Source organism: Paracoccus sp. T5, from assembly GCF_048538155.2.
Classification (GTDB): Bacteria; Pseudomonadota; Alphaproteobacteria; order Rhodobacterales; family Rhodobacteraceae; genus Paracoccus.
Genome location: NZ_CM135809.1, coordinates 252405 through 268242 on the forward strand (window position 1 = coordinate 252405; position 15838 = coordinate 268242).

A 15838-nucleotide genomic window follows, 5' to 3' on the forward strand; every position below is an offset into this window, starting at 1 on the left:
CGGGGCTGCAATCGGTTGTTTGGGGACAGGATCGGGCGCGGCGGCTACTGGGCCATTTCCTCGACCCGGACGCTGACATCCAGCTGCTCGGACCCGCTGCCCAAGGCCACGCCGCGGATGGGCGCGGCCTCGGCCGCATCCAGACCCGATCCCAGCCGCACATAACGCTCATCGGGGCAGCAGCGGTTGGCGGCGTCGAAACCGACCCAGCCCAGGCCCTCGACATGGATCTCTGCCCAGGCATGGGCGGCGTCATGGGCCTGCCCGTCCACCGTCGAATGCAGATAGCCCGACACATAGCGCGCGGGCATCCCCCGCAGGCGCGCCAGCGCGGTCAGCGCGTGGCTGTGGTCCTGGCAGACGCCTTCGCCCAGGGCCAGCGCCTGCGCGGCGGTGGTGCCGGACTGCGTGACGCCCGGGCGAAAGGCGATGTGGTCGCTGATCAGCGCCGACAGCCGATGCGCCAGGTCCAGCCTGTCCGCAGCCCCCGTCACGGAACGGGCCAGTTCGCGCAGCGCCGGGTCGGGCATGGTCGGAGCCGTGTCGCGCAGATAGGTCAGCGGGTGGATCGCCTCGCGATGGCCGCGCAGGACGCCGGCCATGTCCCGGGTGTCGATCCGGCCCTCGACCCGGACCGTCACCTGGTCCACCGGCCCGCGCACGGTCCAGCCCTCGATCCAGTCGCCCGCCCCGTCGCGGAAGCCGGGGCCCCGGACGCCCCCCGACACGCCGATCTGCCAGTCATGGGTCTTCTGCCCCTCGAAGACCGAGGGCGTCAGGCGCAGGCTCTGCACCAGGTTCCGGATCGGGCGGTCATAGCGATAGACGGTCTCGTGGCTGATCCGCAGCTTCATGGCTCATGCCCCCCCAAGCAGGTAATCCTGGTGCACCAGGTTCGACACGGTGCCCAGCTCGTTGATGAACCAGCTGAGGAACTCATGCAGGCCCTCGTCGAAAATCATGTCGATCTGGCGCGCCTGCAGGCCGGTCAGCACCTCGCGCGCCTTGTCGCGGGCGCTGGTCGGCACCCCGTCGCCATACCGGCGCACCAGCCCGTCCAGGTGCCAGACCGCCTCATAGAGCGAGGTGATCAGCGACCGCGGGCTTTCGCCGTTCAGGATCAGGAAATCCGCCACCTGGCCCGCCGTGATGTCGCCGCCATAGGCCCAGTGATAGGCCCGGTGCGCCGACAGCGCCCGCAGGATCACCTGCCACTGATAGGTGTCCAGTCCCGATCCCACGAATTCGATCCGCGGCAGCAGGACAAAGTATTTCACGTCCAGAAGGCGCGCCGTCGCGTCCGCCCGTTCCAGGCCATAGCCCAGGTTCATGAAATGCCAGCCGTCGTTGCGCAGTTGCGTCGCGTTGATCGCGCCGCGCACGGTGGAGGTGTGGCCGGTGGTGAAATCCGTCAGCGAGGCCGTGTCCAGTTTCGCACGCGGCATGCGCTCGATGCGCCGCAGCTCCTGGTAGGAGACGTTCAGCGCGTCCCAGACCTGGCTGGTCAGCGCCGTGCGCACGATCCGCCCCGCCTCGCGCGCCTTTTCCAGGCAGCTGGCGACCGAGGAAGGGTTGTCGCGGTCGAAGAAGATGAATTCCTCGATCTTCTCCTGCGTGATCTCGCCGTATTTCTGCGCGAACAGCGACGCGGTGCCCGACGCCTGCAGCAGCGAATTCCACTCGTTCTGGTAGCCGGCCTCGGTGTTGGGCAACAGCGTGATGCGCTGGCCCACGTCCAGAAGGCGCGCGGCGGTTTCGGCGCGTTCCAGGTGGCGGCCCATCCAGAACAGGTTCGAGGCGGTGCGGCTGAGCATGGTGTTCCCCCCTCTCATTCCGACAGGACCCAGGTGTCCTTGACACCCCCGCCCTGCGACGAGTTCACGACCAGCGACCCCTCGCGCAGCGCCACGCGCGTCAGGCCCCCCGGCACCAGCTCGATCCGGTCGCCGCAGAGGCAATAGGGGCGCAGGTCCACGTGGCGCGGCGCGATGCCTTCCTCCACGAAGGTCGGGCAGGTCGACAGCGCCAGCGTGGGCTGGGCGATATAATTCGAAGGGTTGGCCTGGATCTTGGCGCGAAAGGTCTCGATCTCCTCCCTGGTCGACTTGGGACCGACCAGCATGCCATAGCCGCCCGATCCGTGGACCTCCTTGACGACCAGCTCGCCCAGGTGCTCCATGACATAGCGGTAATCGTCGTCCTTCCACAGCGTCCAGGTCTGGACGTTGTTCAGGATCGGCTCCTCGCCCAGATAGAACCGGATCATCTCGGGGACGAAGGTGTAGATGGCCTTGTCGTCGGCCACGCCTGCGCCCGGTGCCGAACAGATCGACACGCCGCCCGACCGATAGACATCCATCAGCCCCGGAATGCCCAGCATCGAATCCGGGCGAAAGCACAGCGGGTCCAGATAGGGGTCGTCGATCCGGCGATAGATCACGTCGACGCGCTTGGGCCCGGTGGTCGTGCGCATGTAGACGAACTCTCCGTCCACGAACAGGTCCTGCCCCTCGACCAGCTCGACCCCCATCAGGTTGGCCAGAAAGCTGTGCTCGTAATAGGCGCTGTTGTAATGGCCCGGCGTCAGGATCACGCAGGTCGGCCGGTCGCTGCATTTCGCGGGCGCCACCGATTCCAACGTGCGGCGCAGCAGGTCGGGATACTGGTCCACCGGCTCGATCCGGTTCTGGCGGAACAGCTGCGGGAACATGCGCATCATGATCTCGCGGTTTTCCAGCATGTAGCTGACGCCCGACGGCGTGCGGCAGTTGTCCTCCAGCACGTAGAATTCGTCCTTGGCGGTGCGGACCAGGTCGATGCCGATGATGTGGGAATAGACGCCGCGCGGGGGCACGAAACCCACCACCGCCTTTTCATAGGCGTCGTTCTGATAGACCAGGCGCGCGGGGATGCGGCCGGCCCGGATGATCTCGCCCCGGCCATAGACGTCCCGGAGGAAGGCGTTCAGCGCGCGGGCGCGTTGCTTGATGCCGCGCTCCAGGCGGCGCCATTCGGCCTGTTCAAAGACGCGGGGCATCATGTCGAAGGGGATCAGGCGGTCAGGATCGCCCCCCTCGCCATAGACGGCAAAGGTGATGCCGATGCGGCGGAACAGCGCCTCGGCCTCGGCCTGCTTCATCTGGCGGAAGTCGTCGGGCATGGTCTCGACCCATTCGCGAAGCCGCGCATAGGGCTCACGGACGCGATCGCCCTCGAACATCTCGTTATAGCAACTCATCATCCCCCCTCTGCTTGGCGCATTATTATCCGGGTCGTCCCGCCCGATGATCCGGGAGCGGTTGCGCGAAGTCCACTGCAGAACCGCCGCCCTTGCCCGATAGTTTCGCAATCGCGGGGGCAGGCGCGCCCTGATCTGCCCCGAAAGCAGGCCGGGTGCCGCATTCGCAGGCAGCCCCCGCGGCGTCGGCGGTGCGGGCATCGCTCAAATGCGCGGCTTTTCCGGCCCTGCACGCGCGGCCCGCGCTTACGGGATCGTAACGAATTCGGGCTAGTCAAGGCAAGGAAGCGCAAGGAAGGTTTGATCATGCAGTTCATCGTCGAGGATGCCGAGACCCATCTCAACATCAAGGTGACCGAGCCCCGGATCGATGCCGCGATTGCGACCCTGTTCAAGGACAAGCTGCGCGAGATCGTGGTCAAGAACCGCAAGCCCGTCCATCTGGACATGGCCTCGGTCGATTTCATGGACAGTTCGGGCCTGGGCGCCATGATCGCCGTCCGCAAGAGCCTGCCCGAGAACCTGGCCTTGGTGCTGTGCGCCCTGACCCCGAACGTGGAGCGCGTCTTCCGGCTGACGCGCATGGACAGCGTCTTCGACATCCGTCCCACCCCTGCTCAGAAGGAGCCCCTGTGAATGACCCCGACCAGTCGATCAGACCCCGGCCTGGGCAACCGCCCTTCGGCCCAGACCCAGCCCATGTTCCACAGGATCCTGAACGCCCATCCGATCACCGTGCGCGACACGCTGCAGGATGTGCGCCATCGCTTTCGCGACGAGGTCAGCGAGGATACCCTGGGGCGGCTTGAGCTGGTCTTGGCCGAGGTGATGAACAACGTGGCCGAACATGCGCCGATCTGCGACGATCCGCAGCTGATGGGCGCCGGGCGCCTGCCGGTGATCCACCTGTCGATCGTGCGCCACAAGTCCGGCCTGGCCTGTGCGCTGACCGATGACGGGGTGTCGCTGCCCGAGGAATGCCTGCTGCCCCGCAGCCTGCCCCCGCTGCTGCCAGACGACCTGCCCGAGGGCGGCTTCGGCTGGTTCCTGATCCAGGACCTGACGCAGGCGCTGTGCTATTACCGCGAGGGCAGCCGCAACTATCTGGCCTTCTGCATTCCCTTCGCCCAGTCCTGACGCGCCTCAGTTGACAGGCGCCACCAGGTCATAGCGCCCGTCCTGGAAGGCGCCGAACATGTCGCCCACCTCGGGGTGATCCAGCGGCTCTCCGGAACAATCGGGCTCGAGGTTCTGCTCGGAGACATAGGCCACGTAATAGGTGGCCTCGGTCTCGGCATAGAGATGATAGAAGGGCTGGTCCTTGTCGGGCCGGCAATCCTCGGGGATCGACTCGTACCATTCCTCGGTATTGGCGAATTCGGGGTCGACGTCGAAGATGACGCCCCGGAAGGGACGGCTCCGATGCCGCACCACCTGTCCCAGGCTGTACTTGGCGTGGCGGCTTTGGGCCTGCATCCGGATGATGTCCTCTTGCTTCGGAAATGCGAGAAATCAGCGCGCCTTTTAGGGGGTGCGGGCGATTCTGTCCACCGCTCCCCAACCGCCGCCGTTCCGCGTCAGCCGCGCGCGGCCTCCAGCGGCACGCGCCCCTCATTCGTCAGCAGGTGCACGGCGCCCGGCTCGATCACCACCGCCGTCAAGGGGCGCCCATAGGCCGCGCCCCCGTCCAGGTTCAGGCGGTTGGAATAAAGCCTCGGCGCCTCCAGCGCGGTATGTCCATGCACGACCAGCGGCCCGAAATCGGCGCCACTTTCCAGGAACGGGCCGCGGATCCAGACCAGATCATCCTCGACCTGTCGCTGCAGATCGACGCCGGGGCGGATCCCCGCATGCACGACCAGCGCCAGGGGATGCAGGTGCCACAGCGGCAGGGCGGCCAGGAAATCGGCATGACTGGCAGGGACGGCCCGTCGCGCCTCGGCCAGCAGGGCAGGACGCGGCTGGTCGGGGTCGATGCCATAGGACTGCAGCGTCGCCGCCGCCCCCAGGCCGGGATGGTCCACCCAGTGCTGCCCCGACGACAGGCCGGGGTCGATCCAGTCGGCATCGCGCAGAAAGGCCGGCAGGAAGCGGTCGTGATTGCCGCGCGTGACGATCCAGGGGCGGCCGGCGCGCTGTCCCCGCATCAGGTGGTCCACCACCCCGCGCGAATCCGGCCCCCGGTCGATCAGGTCGCCCACATGCGCGATCGGCGCGTCGCGCCCGCCATCGCGAAAGATCCGCTCATGCGCGGCCTTCAGCAGGTCCAGATGTCCGTGGATGTCGCCGATCGCGTAAAGTCGCATCCTGTCGTCCTTGCCGTGGCGCGGGCTGGTCAGGCGGGGCCGCGCGCCCTTGGGTAAGGGCGCGCGACTGCGAGGTCAAACCTCGAATTGCAGCCGGCGGGCCTGCAGGAACTTGCCTGTGGATTCCAGGGCGGCCAGGGCCTCGTCGCCGATCGCCTCGTCCAGGTACAGGATCGCGATCGCCTCGGCCCCGCTGGCCGAGCGGCCCAAGGTAAAGTTCGCGATGTTCACGCCCAGGTCGCCAAGCGTCATCCCCAGGGCGCCGATCACGCCCGGCACGTCCTTGTTGCGGGTATAGAGCATGTGCTGGCCCACTTCGGCGTCCACGTTGATCCCGCGGATCTGGATGAAGCGCGGCTTGCCGTCGCTGAAGACCGTGCCCGCGATCGACCGCTCGCGCGTGCCGGTCACGCAGGTCAGCTTGATATAGCCCTCGAAGACGCCCGCCTTGTCCTGCCGGGTCGTCGACACCTGGACCCCTCGCTCCTTGGCCATGACCGGGGCCGAGACCATGTTCACGTCCGGGTTCGTGGCCTTCATCACGCCCGCGATGACGGCCGCGTTCAGCGCGTTCAGGTTCATTTCCGACACGACGCCGTCATACAGCACGTTGATCGCCTTGATCGGCTCATCCGTCATCTGGCCCACGAAGGCCCCCAGATGCGCGGCCAGCTTGATCCAGGGACCCATGACCGCGGCCTCCTCGGCGGTGACCGAGGGCATGTTCAGCGCGTTCTGCACCGCGCCGGTCAGCAGATAGTCCGACATCTGCTCGGCCACCTGCAGGGCGACGTTCTCCTGCGCCTCGGTCGTGGAGGCGCCCAGGTGCGGCGTCACCACGACGTTCGGCAGGTTGAACAGCGGGCTGTCTGTGGCCGGTTCGACCGCGAAGACGTCGAAGGCTGCGCCTGCCACGCGACCGTCCTTCAGCGCCTCGGCCAGCGCCTCCTCGTCCACCAGGCCGCCGCGGGCGCAGTTGATGATCCGCACGCCCTTCTTCAGCTTGGCGATGGCGTCCCGCGACAGGATGTTCTTGGTCTTTTCCGTCAGCGGCACGTGGAAGGTGATGAAATCCGCCCGGCCCAGCAGGTCGTCCAGCTCGACCTTGACGACGCCCAGCTCCTTGGCGCGCTCCTCTGACAGGAAGGGGTCAAAGGCCAGCACCTTCATGTGCAGCCCCAGGGCGCGGTCGATCACGATCGAGCCGATATTGCCCGCCCCGATCACGCCCAGGGTCTTGTTGAACAGCTCGACCCCCATGAAGCGGTTCTTCTCCCACTTGCCGGCATGGGTCGAGACGCTGGCCTCGGGCAGCTGGCGTGCGACCGCGAACATCATCGCGATGGCATGTTCTGCCGTGGTCACGCTGTTGCCGAAGGGCGTGTTCATCACGATGACGCCCTTCTTGCTGGCGGCCGGAATGTCCACGTTGTCCACCCCGATGCCGGCGCGGCCGATCACCTTCAGGTTCGCGGCCTGCTCCAGCAGCTTCTCGGTCACCTTGGTCGCGGACCGGATCGCCAGGCCGTCATACTGCCCGATGACCTCGGCCAGCTTTTCCTTGTCCTTGCCCAGATCGGGCAGGTAATCCACCTCGACGCCGCGATCGCGAAAGATCTGGACGGCGGTTTCCGACAGCTTGTCGGACACGAGAACCTTCGGCATGTCATTCATCCTTGTCTGGGAACGTCCGGGCCTGGCCACGCTGACGTCCTGCTTCTTCGTTGAAAATATCCGGGCTGTCCGGGGGCTGGCCCCCGGCGTGGTCGCTTACTGCGCGGCCAGTTCGGCGCGATAGGCCCATTCGATCCACGGCATCAGCGCCGCGACATCGCTGGTTTCGACCGTCGATCCGCACCAGAGGCGCAGGCCTGCGGGCGCGTCGCGATAGGCACCGGCATCCAGCGCGACGCCTTCCTTCTCCAGCCGCTTGGCCACGGCCTTGGCGAAACCCGCGCCGTCCCTGATCGTCGGATCGGTGAATTTCAGGCAGACGCTGGTGGTCGATGCCGTCGCCGGATCCTCGGCCAGATCGGCGATCCAGTCCTTGTCCGCGATGAAATCGCGCACCGCGCCCGCATTGGCATCCGCCCGCGCGATCAGCGCGGACAACCCGCCCAGGCCTTGGGCCCATTTCAGCGCAACCAGGTAATCCTCGACCGCCAGCATGGAGGGCGTGTTGATCGTCTCGCCCTTGAAGATGCCCTCGATCAGCTTGCCGCCCTTTGTCATGCGGAAGATCTTGGGCAGCGGCCAGGCGGGGGTATAAGTCTCCAGCCGCTCGACCGCGCGCGGGGACAGGATCAGCACGCCATGCGCGCCCTCTCCGCCCAGCACCTTCTGCCAGCTGAAGGTGACCACGTCCAGCTTGTCCCAGGGCAGGTCCATGGCAAAGGCCGCGCTGGTCGCGTCGCAGATGGTCAGGCCGTCGCGACCGTCGGGGATCGCATCGCCGTTCGGGACGCGCACGCCGCTGGTGGTGCCGTTCCAGGTAAAGACGACATCGCGGTCGAAATCCACCTCGGCCAGATCAACGATCTTGCCGTAATCGGCCTTGCGGACGGTGGCGTCCAGCTTCAGCTGCTTGACCGCGTCGGTGACCCAGCCTTCGCCAAAGCTTTCCCAGGCCAGCATTTCGACCGGGCGCTGGCCCAGCAGCGACCACATCGCCATCTCGACCGCGCCGGTATCGGAACCGGGGACGATGCCGATGCGGTAATCGGCCGGCACGCCCAGAACCTCGCGGGTCAGGTCGATGGCCTCGGCCAGCTTGGACTTGCCGATGGCGGCGCGATGCGACCGGCCCAGGGGCGCGTCCGACAGCATGTCCAGATTGTAATGGGGGATCTTGGCGCAGGGGCCAGAAGAAAAACGCGGATTGGCCGGCCGCGCGGCCGGGATCGGATGATCGTTCATGTGGCTAGCCTTCCAGCTAAAAGCCCCTCGTTGGGGAGGGGTGTCCCACGGACCAAGGTAAAGCCCTGCCGTCTCTGGCGCAAGAAAAATCTTTGGCTTACACCCCACATGTCGACCAAAGGATGACCGTCCCATGTTCACCGTCTCGCTGATCGCCTCGCCCGCCGCCGCCAACCTGGACGGCGACCTGCCGGGCGGGCTGGCCAGCCGCTGGCAGGGCAGCGCCCCGCGGGTTCTGGCGCCGGGGATCGCCGCCGAATTCGACATCGGCCCCGTCCCCGCCGATGCGGACCAGGTCTGGTCGGACCTGCAGCGGATCGGCATCGACCTGGCCATCCAGCCGACCGAGGGGCGGCGCAAGCGGATCCTGATCGCGGACATGGATTCGACCATGATCAACCAGGAATGCATCGACGAACTGGCCGATTTCGCAGGTGTCGGCGCCCGGGTGGCCCAGATCACCGCCCGCGCCATGAACGGCGAGCTGAACTTTCACGAGGCGCTGATCGAGCGCGTGAGCCTGTTGGCGGGCCTTTCCGAGGAGGTGATCGGTACCGTGCTGCGCGACCGCATCACGATGGCCGCGGGCGGGGCAACCCTGGTGGCCACGATGCGCGCGCATGACGCCTATACCGCGCTGGTTTCGGGCGGCTTCACGGCCTTTACCGCGGCGGTGGCGGATCGGCTGGGCTTTCACGAACACCGCGCCAACACGCTGCTGGCGGAGGATGGCGTGCTGACCGGCCATGTCGCCCTGCCGGTGCTGGGCCGCGAGGCCAAGGTCGAGGCGCTGCAGCAGATCGCCGCGCATCTGGGCACCACCGCGCAGAACGCCATCGCCGTGGGCGACGGCGCCAACGACCTGGGCATGATCCAGCTGGCGGGGGCGGGCGTCGCGCTGCATGCCAAGCCGGTCGTGGCCGCGCAGGCCCAGATCCGCATCAACCACGGCGACCTGACGGCGCTGCTGTACCTGCAGGGCTACGGCGCGGACGATTTCGTGACGCCCTGATCGGGGCGGCCCCCTCTCACAGACATGTTGCAGGGCGCCATGCCCGTTCCTGCGGAGCGATGCCATGATCGACCTCGGCCTTGACCTGTTCCTGCTGCTGATCGGGGCCGCCTTTGCGGCGGGCTTTGTCGATTCGATCGCGGGGGGCGGCGGGCTGATCACGCTGCCGGTGCTGATGCTGGCGGGGCTGTCCCCGGCGCAGGCGCTGGCCACGAACAAGGTGCAGGGCGTCTTTGGCGCGGGCACGGCCGCGCTCAGCTATGCGGCGCGCGGTCTGGTCGATCTGCGCAGCCAGTGGGGCTCGGCGCTGCTGGCCGGGGCGGCGGGCGCCGCGGGGGCGGTGCTGGTCAGCGCGATCCCGACGGATGGCCTGCGCCTGGTCCTGCCGGTGATCCTGATCGGCATCGCGCTGTTCTTTGCCTTCAAGCCCGGCCTGAACGACCTGGACCGGACGCGGCGGCTGACACCCGCGGTCTTTGCCATGACGGTCGTGCCCTTCATCGGCTTTTATGACGGGCTGATCGGCCCGGGCGCCGGGGCCTTCTACATGATCGGCTTTGTCACGCTGGCGGGATACGGCGTGCTGAAGGCGACGGCGCATACCAAGCTGTTGAACTTCGCCTCGAACCTGGGCGGGCTGGGGGCCTTTGCGCTGGTCGGGCAGCCGATGTGGCTGCTGGGCATCGCCATGGGCGCGGCCCAGATCGCCGGCGCGATGCTGGGGGCCCGGCTGGCATCACGGGTGGGCGCGCGGCTGATCAAGCCGCTTCTGGTGACAACCTCGACCGTGCTGGCGCTGCGGCTGATCTGGCAGATGATCTGACCCTGCTGCCGGCGCCCGCTCTGCCAAGGGGCACCGGCTTGGGACAGGCGGGCAAATGGGAACCGGCCCACGGCGGCAATGAAAGCAGGGTTGCGCGTCGTTGTCGTGACGCTGGGGCGGCCACCCGCAGGTTCAGGCAGGAAACCCCGATGCGCAGCGCAATTCGCCGGTCTTCAGGCCGCGCCAGTTCAGGATCGGACCGTTCAGGTAACGCTGCGCGACCGGGTCCGCGGCCTCCAGAACGCCCAGGTGGATCAGCAGCGCGGTGATCGCGGCCTCGCTGGCGCGGGTGGCGCCGTCGCTGATCTTCAGCGCGACGCCCAGGCCCTGCTGGGGCAGGATCGCGACAAAGACCGCCTCGGCCCCGGTCTTGACCGCCACGCCGCCGCCCATGGCGCGCATCAGCGCCGTGCAGGACCGACCTTCGCCCGCCACCATCTCGGGGTGGGCGCGCATCGCGTCTACCAGCCGCCGCATCGCCTCGCCGCGCCGGTCCGTGCCGGGATTGGCAAAGCGCGCCATCGCCCGCGCCAGACCCTCCAGCGAACTGGCCCAGTTCGGGGCCGAGCAGCCGTCGATCCCGTAGCCGGGGCTGGTCTCTTCGGTGACCTCCTCGAAGGCAGCCTTGACGGCCTGCTGCACCGGATGGGCCGGTTCGACATATTCCGGCCCGCCCTGCAGGTGCCGGTTCAACGTCAGGAACCCCGCATGCTTGCCCGAGCAGTTGTTGTGCAGCTGGCAGGGCGCCGCGTCTGAACACAGCAGCCGCCGGTATTCGGCCGGGTCGCCGGGCATGTGGCTGCCGCAGCGCAGGTCGCCTTCGGCCATGTCCAGCCCGGTCAGCCATTTGTCCACCGCGCGCACATGCATGGCCGATCCGGAATGGCTGGCGCAGGCCAGGGCCAGCTGCCGGTCGGTCAGCCCCGCCGCATCCGCCGCGCCGCTTTCGATCAGCGGCAGGGCCTGGATCATCTTGCACGAGGACCTGGGAAACACGATCTGCGAGGGCTTTCCCCAAGCCTCGACCACGCCATGGGCATCGCAGATGATCGCATGGCCGCGATGCAGGCTTTCGCGCATGTCGCCGCGTCGCAGTTCGATCATCTCGGCAGACCGCATCGTGATTTTCTCCCTGACAATTGCGCGATTTCGCTTGCGTGCCCTTTCTCGGGCGGCGATTTTCGCTATTCTGGCGGCAGATGGTTGAAAAGACCACAGCAATCGCGGAACAACGCCGCACAAGTGGCGAAACGAATGGCAGGAGGCCAGAGCATGATTACCACCACGCTGCGCGGCATCGGCGCAGGCCTTGTCCTGATTGCCGGACTGGGTACGGCGGTCGCGCAAGAATCGAACAACGTCGTGGCGACCGAGGGCGACTGGACGGTATTCGCGGCGGACAACCCGCGCGAGTGCTGGGCCGTCTCGCCCCCGAAATCGACGATCAACACCCGCAACGGCCAGCCCACCGAGGTGGCGCGCGGCGACATCCGGCTCTATGTGGCCTATCGTCCGGGCCAGAACGGCGAAGTGTCCTTTACCGGCGGCTATCCCTTCGCCCCGGATTCGACCGTCGAGGTCGATGTGGGCGGGCGCAAGTTCAACCTGTTCACCGAAGGCGAAAGCGCCTGGACCGGCAGCGCCTCGGATGACGATTCCCTGATCGGGGCCCTGCGCGGCGGATCCTCGGCCGTGGTCACCGGGCGTTCGGCCCGCGGGACCACCACCAAGGACACGTTCAGCCTGTCGGGCATCACTGCCGCGACGAACACGGCACGCGCGCGCTGCCAGTAAGGCCAAGCGGATGGGGGGCGGTGCCCCCCGTCACCTGCCCCGTCACCTCGGGGTGACCCTTTCAGAACATCCACCCCATTCCAGAACATCCGGCCAGGGGCCGTTCGGGCGAGGCCGGTTGATTTCCGGCCTCGCCTGGCCTATCTGCAGGTCTTCACGCAGAATCCCGGTAGGCTCATGACCGTCCTTCTTCCGCAGGCCGCAGGCGCGGCCCCGATCACGCAAGACGTGCTGACCATCCCGCGCAAGCTGCCGGAAGGTGGGCTCGTGAACATCGTGGGCCTGACGCGCGACCAGTTGCGCGAGGCGCTGATCGCCGCCGGCACGCCGGAAAAGCAGGCCAAGATGCGCGTGGGCCAGGTCTGGCAGTGGGTCTATCACTGGGGCGTGCGCGATTTCGCCCAGATGACCAATCTGGCCAAGGACTATCGCGCCCTTCTGGCCGACCGGTTCGAGATTTCCCTGCCCGAGATCGTGACCCGCCAGGTCAGCGCCGACGGCACCCGCAAATACCTGCTGAAGATCGCCGGCGGCCACGAGGTCGAGGCGGTCTATATCCCCGAAGAAGGCCGCGGCACGCTTTGCGTCAGCAGCCAGGTGGGCTGCACGCTGACCTGTTCCTTCTGCCACACCGGCACGCAGAAGCTGGTGCGCAACCTGACCGCCGGCGAGATCGTGGGCCAGCTGCTGGTCGCGCGCGACGACCTGGGCGAATGGCCCGTGCAGGGCGCGCCCAAGGACGAGACGCGCCTGGTCAGCAACCTGGTGCTGATGGGCATGGGCGAGCCGCTCTACAACTTTGAGAACGTGCGCGACGCGATGAAGGTGGTGATGGACAACGAGGGCCTGTCCCTGTCCCGCCGCCGCATCACCCTGTCGACCAGCGGCGTCGTGCCGGAGATTGCCCGCACGGCGCGGGAAATCGGCTGCCTGCTGGCCGTCAGCTTCCACGCCACGACCGACGAGGTGCGCGACCGCCTGGTGCCCATCAACAAGCGCTGGAACATCGAGACGCTGCTGGCCACGCTGCGCGAATACCCGCGCCTGACCAACAGCGAACGGATCACCTTCGAATACGTGATGCTGGCCGGCGTCAACGACAGCGACGAGGATGCCCACCGCCTGGTGCGGCTGATCGAGGGCATTCCGGCCAAGATCAACCTGATCCCGTTCAACGAATGGCCCGGCGCGCCCTACAAGCGCTCCAGCAACAACCGCATCCATGCCTTTGCCGACATCATCCACAACGCCGGCTATGCCAGCCCGATCCGTACGCCGCGCGGCGAGGATATCATGGCTGCCTGCGGCCAGCTGAAATCGGCCACCGAACGGGGCCGCAAGTCGCGCGCCCAGATCGAGGCCGAGGCCGGCTGATCAGGGCAGCACCGCCCCCAGCCGTTCCAGCAGCGCCTTCAGCCCGACGCGCTCCTCGGCCGTCAGGCCGGCCAGCAGCCGCGTCTCATTCGCGGCATGGGGCGCGATGGCGCGGTCGATCAGCGCCAGCCCGCCTTCCGTCAGTTCGACCAGCGTGCCGCGCCTGTCCTGCGGATTGGGCAGGCGCCGGATCAGGTCGCGCCGCTCCAGCCGGTCCAGGCGGGCGGTCATGCCGCCCGAACTGAGCATCGTCGCCTCGTAAAGCGCGGTGGGCGTCAGGCGAAAGGGCGCACCGGCCCGGCGCAGGGTCGCCAGCACGTCGAATTCGCCAGCCTGCAACCCGAACTCGTCAAAGACCGTCTGCAGCTGGCGCGACAGCAGGGCTGACAGCTCGTTGAGGCGGCCGATGATCTCCATCGCCTCGACATCCAGGTCGGGACGCTCGCGGCGCCAGGATTGTGCGGCCCGCGCGGCGCGATCGGCAGAGCTCATTTATCTTTCCATAAAGATTGTTTATGGTAAGATATTAGCAGGTCGATCGGGGCAGGACAATGAACGACAATCACGGATCGCTGATGATGCTGGGCTGCCTGGTGACCGCCGGGGCGGCGCTGGCGGTGACGATCCTGATCTCGCGCATCGCCTCGGACAGCGGGGCGCCGATGATCTGGTTCCTGGGGACGGTGCTGGCCGGCGGCGGCGCGGTGCAACTGCTGCTGGCGGCGGTGCTGGGCCAGTTGCGGGGCGCGGCACGGATGCTGCCCTATGCGGCGGGGGCCGGGGTGCTGCTGGCGGGGCCGATGGCCTTGGGTTACCTGGCCGTGGCGCATGTCGGGGCCGGCTACATCGCGCTGACCTTTGCCTTTCCGATCCTGCTGACCTGGGGGCTGGCCCGCCTGCTGGGGCTGGAGCGTGCCGATCCCCGCCGCACGCTGGCGGTGGTGCTGGGACTGGCGGGCGGGCTGATCCTGGCGCTGGCCAAGCTGACCGAATTGCCGGCGCAGGCGACCGCCTGGCTGATCGCCGCGACCGCGATGCCGGTGGTGATCGCCCTGGGCAACATCTATCGCAGCCGCTATTGGCCCGCCGGGGCGCGCCCGTTGACGCTGTCGGCGCTGACTCTGCTGATGGCGGGACTGGCCTGCGTGCCGCTGGCCCTGGTCCTGGAGGCGGGGGCGGGGCCGCTCTGGCACCAGCCGGGGCTGCGGTCGCTGGTCGGCCTGGATATCGCGATCTTCGTGATCCAGTACCTGGCCTTCTTCCAGCTGCAAAGGCTGGGGGGGCCGGTGACGCTGTCGCTGCTGGGCCCGGTGGCGGCCGTGACCGGCGCAGCCGGCGCGCTGTGGCTGTTCGCCGAGCCGCTGCCGCAGGCGTTCCTTTTGGCGGGGCTGCTGGTGGGGGCCGGCGTCCTGCTGATGCTGATGCGCCGCCCCCAGCCGGCGGGCCCCGCCTAGAAGTCCGGCTTCGGCCAGCTGTCGATGATCTGCACCGCGTCTTCGGCGGTTTCGACATAGCGGATCAGTTCCAGGTCGCTTTGGCTGATCGTGCCCGCATCCGCCAGGGCCTGCCAGTTGATGATGCCGTCCCAGAAGGCCGCGCCGAACAGCAGGATGGGGATGCGTGCCATGCGCCCCGTCTGGATCAGCGTCAGCGTTTCGAACAGTTCGTCCAGGGTGCCGAATCCGCCGGGAAAGACGGTGACGGCGCGGGCGCGCATCAGGAAATGCATCTTGCGGACGGCGAAATAGTGAAAGTTGAAGCACAGGTCCGGCGTCACATAGGCATTGGGCGCCTGTTCGAACGGCAGCACGATCCCCAGGCCGATGGACACGCCGCCCGCCTCGGCCGCACCCTTGTTGCCGGCCTCCATGACACCGGGACCGCCGCCGGTACAGATCACGAACTCCCGACCCTTGGCCGCGAGGCTGCGCTCGGTCATCCGGTGGGCAAAAAGGCGGGCCTGTTCGTAATATTCCGACAGCTCGGCCAGGGCGGTGGTGCGCGCCGTCCGGATCCCGTCGGGCGACGGAATGCGGGCACCGCCGAACATCACCACGGTCGATTCGATGCCGTATTCGTCCATGATCATCTGCGGCTTCAGCAGTTCCAGCTGCAGCCGGACGGACCGCAGCTCTTCACGCAGCAGGAACTCGCGGTCGGTGAAGGCCAGGCGATAGGAGGGGGCACGGGTCTGGGGCGTGTCGGGGACATGGCCGGCGCGGGCGACGTCCTCATCGCTGTGGGGCAGGGTGTGGACGCGGTCCTCTTCGGGCAGGTCGTCGTTCATCAAAGCCTCATAAGCGCCCTTGCGCGGATTGCGCGGGCTTTCCCCGACGCATATAGCCCGGAACGGAGATTTTCCACCCACCCGCCTG

General features: G+C 67.5%; 17 protein-coding genes. 7 read left to right on the top strand and 10 right to left on the bottom strand.

What is annotated here, in order from left to right; genetic code table 11:
* Nucleotides 1-44: 44 nt before the first annotated feature.
* Genes ACNR9W_RS01235 through ACNR9W_RS01245 form a run of 3 tightly spaced genes read right to left on the bottom strand, consistent with a single transcriptional unit; the run spans nucleotide 45 to nucleotide 3241 of the window.
* Nucleotides 45-854: a transglutaminase family protein gene (locus ACNR9W_RS01235; protein ID WP_419268755.1), complete on the bottom strand. Its 810-nt coding sequence runs from the start codon at nucleotides 852-854 to the stop codon at nucleotides 45-47.
* A gap of 3 nt (nucleotides 855-857) precedes the next feature.
* Nucleotides 858-1814: an alpha-E domain-containing protein gene (locus ACNR9W_RS01240; RefSeq protein WP_419268756.1), complete on the bottom strand. Its 957-nt coding sequence runs from the start codon at nucleotides 1812-1814 to the stop codon at nucleotides 858-860.
* A 14-nt stretch (nucleotides 1815-1828) separates the two neighbouring features.
* Nucleotides 1829-3241 (bottom strand): circularly permuted type 2 ATP-grasp protein, encoded by a 1413-nt coding sequence (locus ACNR9W_RS01245; protein WP_419268757.1) that lies wholly within the window; start codon nucleotides 3239-3241, stop codon nucleotides 1829-1831.
* A gap of 303 nt (nucleotides 3242-3544) precedes the next feature.
* On the opposite strand from ACNR9W_RS01245, the gene ACNR9W_RS01250 reads away from it, so the two are divergent.
* Entirely contained in the window at nucleotides 3545-3874 is a 330-nt protein-coding gene (locus ACNR9W_RS01250) for an STAS domain-containing protein (RefSeq protein WP_419268758.1), read from the top strand.
* On the top strand, nucleotides 3875-4375 hold the full coding sequence (locus tag ACNR9W_RS01255; protein ID WP_419268760.1) for an ATP-binding protein: 501 nt from the start codon (nucleotides 3875-3877) through the stop codon (nucleotides 4373-4375).
* Between the two features lie 6 nt (nucleotides 4376-4381).
* Here the strand turns inward: ACNR9W_RS01255 and hspQ are convergent, their stop codons facing one another.
* From hspQ to ACNR9W_RS01275, 4 genes are all read right to left on the bottom strand, one after another.
* Complete coding sequence (gene hspQ, locus ACNR9W_RS01260; RefSeq protein WP_419268761.1) at nucleotides 4382-4714, bottom strand: heat shock protein HspQ; 333 nt, start codon at nucleotides 4712-4714, stop codon at nucleotides 4382-4384.
* 101 nt (nucleotides 4715-4815) lie between these two features.
* The gene (locus ACNR9W_RS01265; RefSeq protein ID WP_419268762.1) at nucleotides 4816-5544 is read right to left on the bottom strand and encodes a metallophosphoesterase; all 729 of its coding nucleotides are present in this window, start codon (nucleotides 5542-5544) and stop codon (nucleotides 4816-4818) included.
* Nucleotides 5545-5619: 75 nt separating this feature from the next.
* Nucleotides 5620-7209 carry a phosphoglycerate dehydrogenase gene (gene serA / locus ACNR9W_RS01270; protein ID WP_419268763.1) on the bottom strand — a complete coding sequence of 530 codons (1590 nt, stop codon included), beginning with the start codon at nucleotides 7207-7209 and terminating at the stop codon, nucleotides 5620-5622.
* 105 nt (nucleotides 7210-7314) lie between these two features.
* Complete coding sequence (locus tag ACNR9W_RS01275) at nucleotides 7315-8460, bottom strand: phosphoserine transaminase (RefSeq protein WP_419268764.1); 1146 nt, start codon at nucleotides 8458-8460, stop codon at nucleotides 7315-7317.
* A gap of 133 nt (nucleotides 8461-8593) precedes the next feature.
* Between ACNR9W_RS01275 and serB the strand changes: the two genes are divergently transcribed.
* Together serB and ACNR9W_RS01285 are read left to right on the top strand one after the other, a co-directional pair.
* Nucleotides 8594-9472 (top strand): phosphoserine phosphatase SerB, encoded by an 879-nt coding sequence (gene serB, locus ACNR9W_RS01280; RefSeq protein WP_419268765.1) that lies wholly within the window; start codon nucleotides 8594-8596, stop codon nucleotides 9470-9472.
* A 64-nt stretch (nucleotides 9473-9536) separates the two neighbouring features.
* Nucleotides 9537-10295 carry a TSUP family transporter gene (locus ACNR9W_RS01285; protein ID WP_419268766.1) on the top strand — a complete coding sequence of 253 codons (759 nt, stop codon included), beginning with the start codon at nucleotides 9537-9539 and terminating at the stop codon, nucleotides 10293-10295.
* A 132-nt stretch (nucleotides 10296-10427) separates the two neighbouring features.
* Here ACNR9W_RS01285 and ACNR9W_RS01290 read toward each other — a convergent pair whose 3' ends face one another.
* On the bottom strand, nucleotides 10428-11414 hold the full coding sequence (locus ACNR9W_RS01290; RefSeq protein WP_419268767.1) for an asparaginase: 987 nt from the start codon (nucleotides 11412-11414) through the stop codon (nucleotides 10428-10430).
* Nucleotides 11415-11567: 153 nt separating this feature from the next.
* On the opposite strand from ACNR9W_RS01290, the gene ACNR9W_RS01295 reads away from it, so the two are divergent.
* Entirely contained in the window at nucleotides 11568-12089 is a 522-nt protein-coding gene (locus ACNR9W_RS01295) for an invasion associated locus B family protein (protein ID WP_419268768.1), read from the top strand.
* Nucleotides 12090-12266: 177 nt separating this feature from the next.
* Nucleotides 12267-13463, top strand: a complete 1197-nt coding sequence (gene rlmN, locus ACNR9W_RS01300) for a 23S rRNA (adenine(2503)-C(2))-methyltransferase RlmN (RefSeq protein ID WP_419268769.1) — start codon at nucleotides 12267-12269, stop codon at nucleotides 13461-13463.
* On the opposite strand, the gene ACNR9W_RS01305 is transcribed toward rlmN, so the two are convergent.
* Nucleotides 13464-13955: a MarR family winged helix-turn-helix transcriptional regulator gene (locus ACNR9W_RS01305; protein ID WP_419268770.1), complete on the bottom strand. Its 492-nt coding sequence runs from the start codon at nucleotides 13953-13955 to the stop codon at nucleotides 13464-13466. It abuts the gene before it with no gap.
* Nucleotides 13956-14014: 59 nt separating this feature from the next.
* Here ACNR9W_RS01305 and ACNR9W_RS01310 point away from each other — a divergent pair, with 59 nt between their 5' ends.
* Nucleotides 14015-14917: a hypothetical protein gene (locus tag ACNR9W_RS01310; protein ID WP_419268771.1), complete on the top strand. Its 903-nt coding sequence runs from the start codon at nucleotides 14015-14017 to the stop codon at nucleotides 14915-14917.
* Here the strand turns inward: ACNR9W_RS01310 and ACNR9W_RS01315 are convergent.
* Nucleotides 14914-15750 (bottom strand): LOG family protein, encoded by an 837-nt coding sequence (locus tag ACNR9W_RS01315; RefSeq protein WP_419268772.1) that lies wholly within the window; start codon nucleotides 15748-15750, stop codon nucleotides 14914-14916. The two genes, ACNR9W_RS01310 and ACNR9W_RS01315, sit on opposite strands and share 4 nt — an antisense overlap.
* Nucleotides 15751-15838: the final 88 nt, after the last annotated feature.

Bases quoted from the DNA above. Each gene is read 5' to 3' on its own strand.
- ACNR9W_RS01250 (WP_419268758.1), top strand. From the start codon at position 3,545: ATGCAGTTCATCGTCGAGGATGCCGAGACCCATCTCAACATCAAGGTG.
- ACNR9W_RS01290 (WP_419268767.1), bottom strand. From the start codon at position 11,414: ATGCGGTCTGCCGAGATGATCGAACTGCGACGCGGCGACATGCGCGAA.
- serB (WP_419268765.1), top strand. From the start codon at position 8,594: ATGTTCACCGTCTCGCTGATCGCCTCGCCCGCCGCCGCCAACCTGGAC.
- ACNR9W_RS01245 (WP_419268757.1), bottom strand. From the start codon at position 3,241: ATGATGAGTTGCTATAACGAGATGTTCGAGGGCGATCGCGTCCGTGAG.
- ACNR9W_RS01240 (WP_419268756.1), bottom strand. From the start codon at position 1,814: ATGCTCAGCCGCACCGCCTCGAACCTGTTCTGGATGGGCCGCCACCTG.
- ACNR9W_RS01285 (WP_419268766.1), top strand. From the start codon at position 9,537: ATGATCGACCTCGGCCTTGACCTGTTCCTGCTGCTGATCGGGGCCGCC.
- ACNR9W_RS01275 (WP_419268764.1), bottom strand. From the start codon at position 8,460: ATGAACGATCATCCGATCCCGGCCGCGCGGCCGGCCAATCCGCGTTTT.
- ACNR9W_RS01235 (WP_419268755.1), bottom strand. From the start codon at position 854: ATGAAGCTGCGGATCAGCCACGAGACCGTCTATCGCTATGACCGCCCG.
- ACNR9W_RS01310 (WP_419268771.1), top strand. From the start codon at position 14,015: ATGAACGACAATCACGGATCGCTGATGATGCTGGGCTGCCTGGTGACC.
- rlmN (WP_419268769.1), top strand. From the start codon at position 12,267: ATGACCGTCCTTCTTCCGCAGGCCGCAGGCGCGGCCCCGATCACGCAA.
- ACNR9W_RS01305 (WP_419268770.1), bottom strand. From the start codon at position 13,955: ATGAGCTCTGCCGATCGCGCCGCGCGGGCCGCACAATCCTGGCGCCGC.
- ACNR9W_RS01265 (WP_419268762.1), bottom strand. From the start codon at position 5,544: ATGCGACTTTACGCGATCGGCGACATCCACGGACATCTGGACCTGCTG.
- hspQ (WP_419268761.1), bottom strand. From the start codon at position 4,714: ATGCAGGCCCAAAGCCGCCACGCCAAGTACAGCCTGGGACAGGTGGTG.
- ACNR9W_RS01255 (WP_419268760.1), top strand. From the start codon at position 3,875: ATGACCCCGACCAGTCGATCAGACCCCGGCCTGGGCAACCGCCCTTCG.
- serA (WP_419268763.1), bottom strand. From the start codon at position 7,209: ATGCCGAAGGTTCTCGTGTCCGACAAGCTGTCGGAAACCGCCGTCCAG.
- ACNR9W_RS01315 (WP_419268772.1), bottom strand. From the start codon at position 15,750: ATGAACGACGACCTGCCCGAAGAGGACCGCGTCCACACCCTGCCCCAC.
- ACNR9W_RS01295 (WP_419268768.1), top strand. From the start codon at position 11,568: ATGATTACCACCACGCTGCGCGGCATCGGCGCAGGCCTTGTCCTGATT.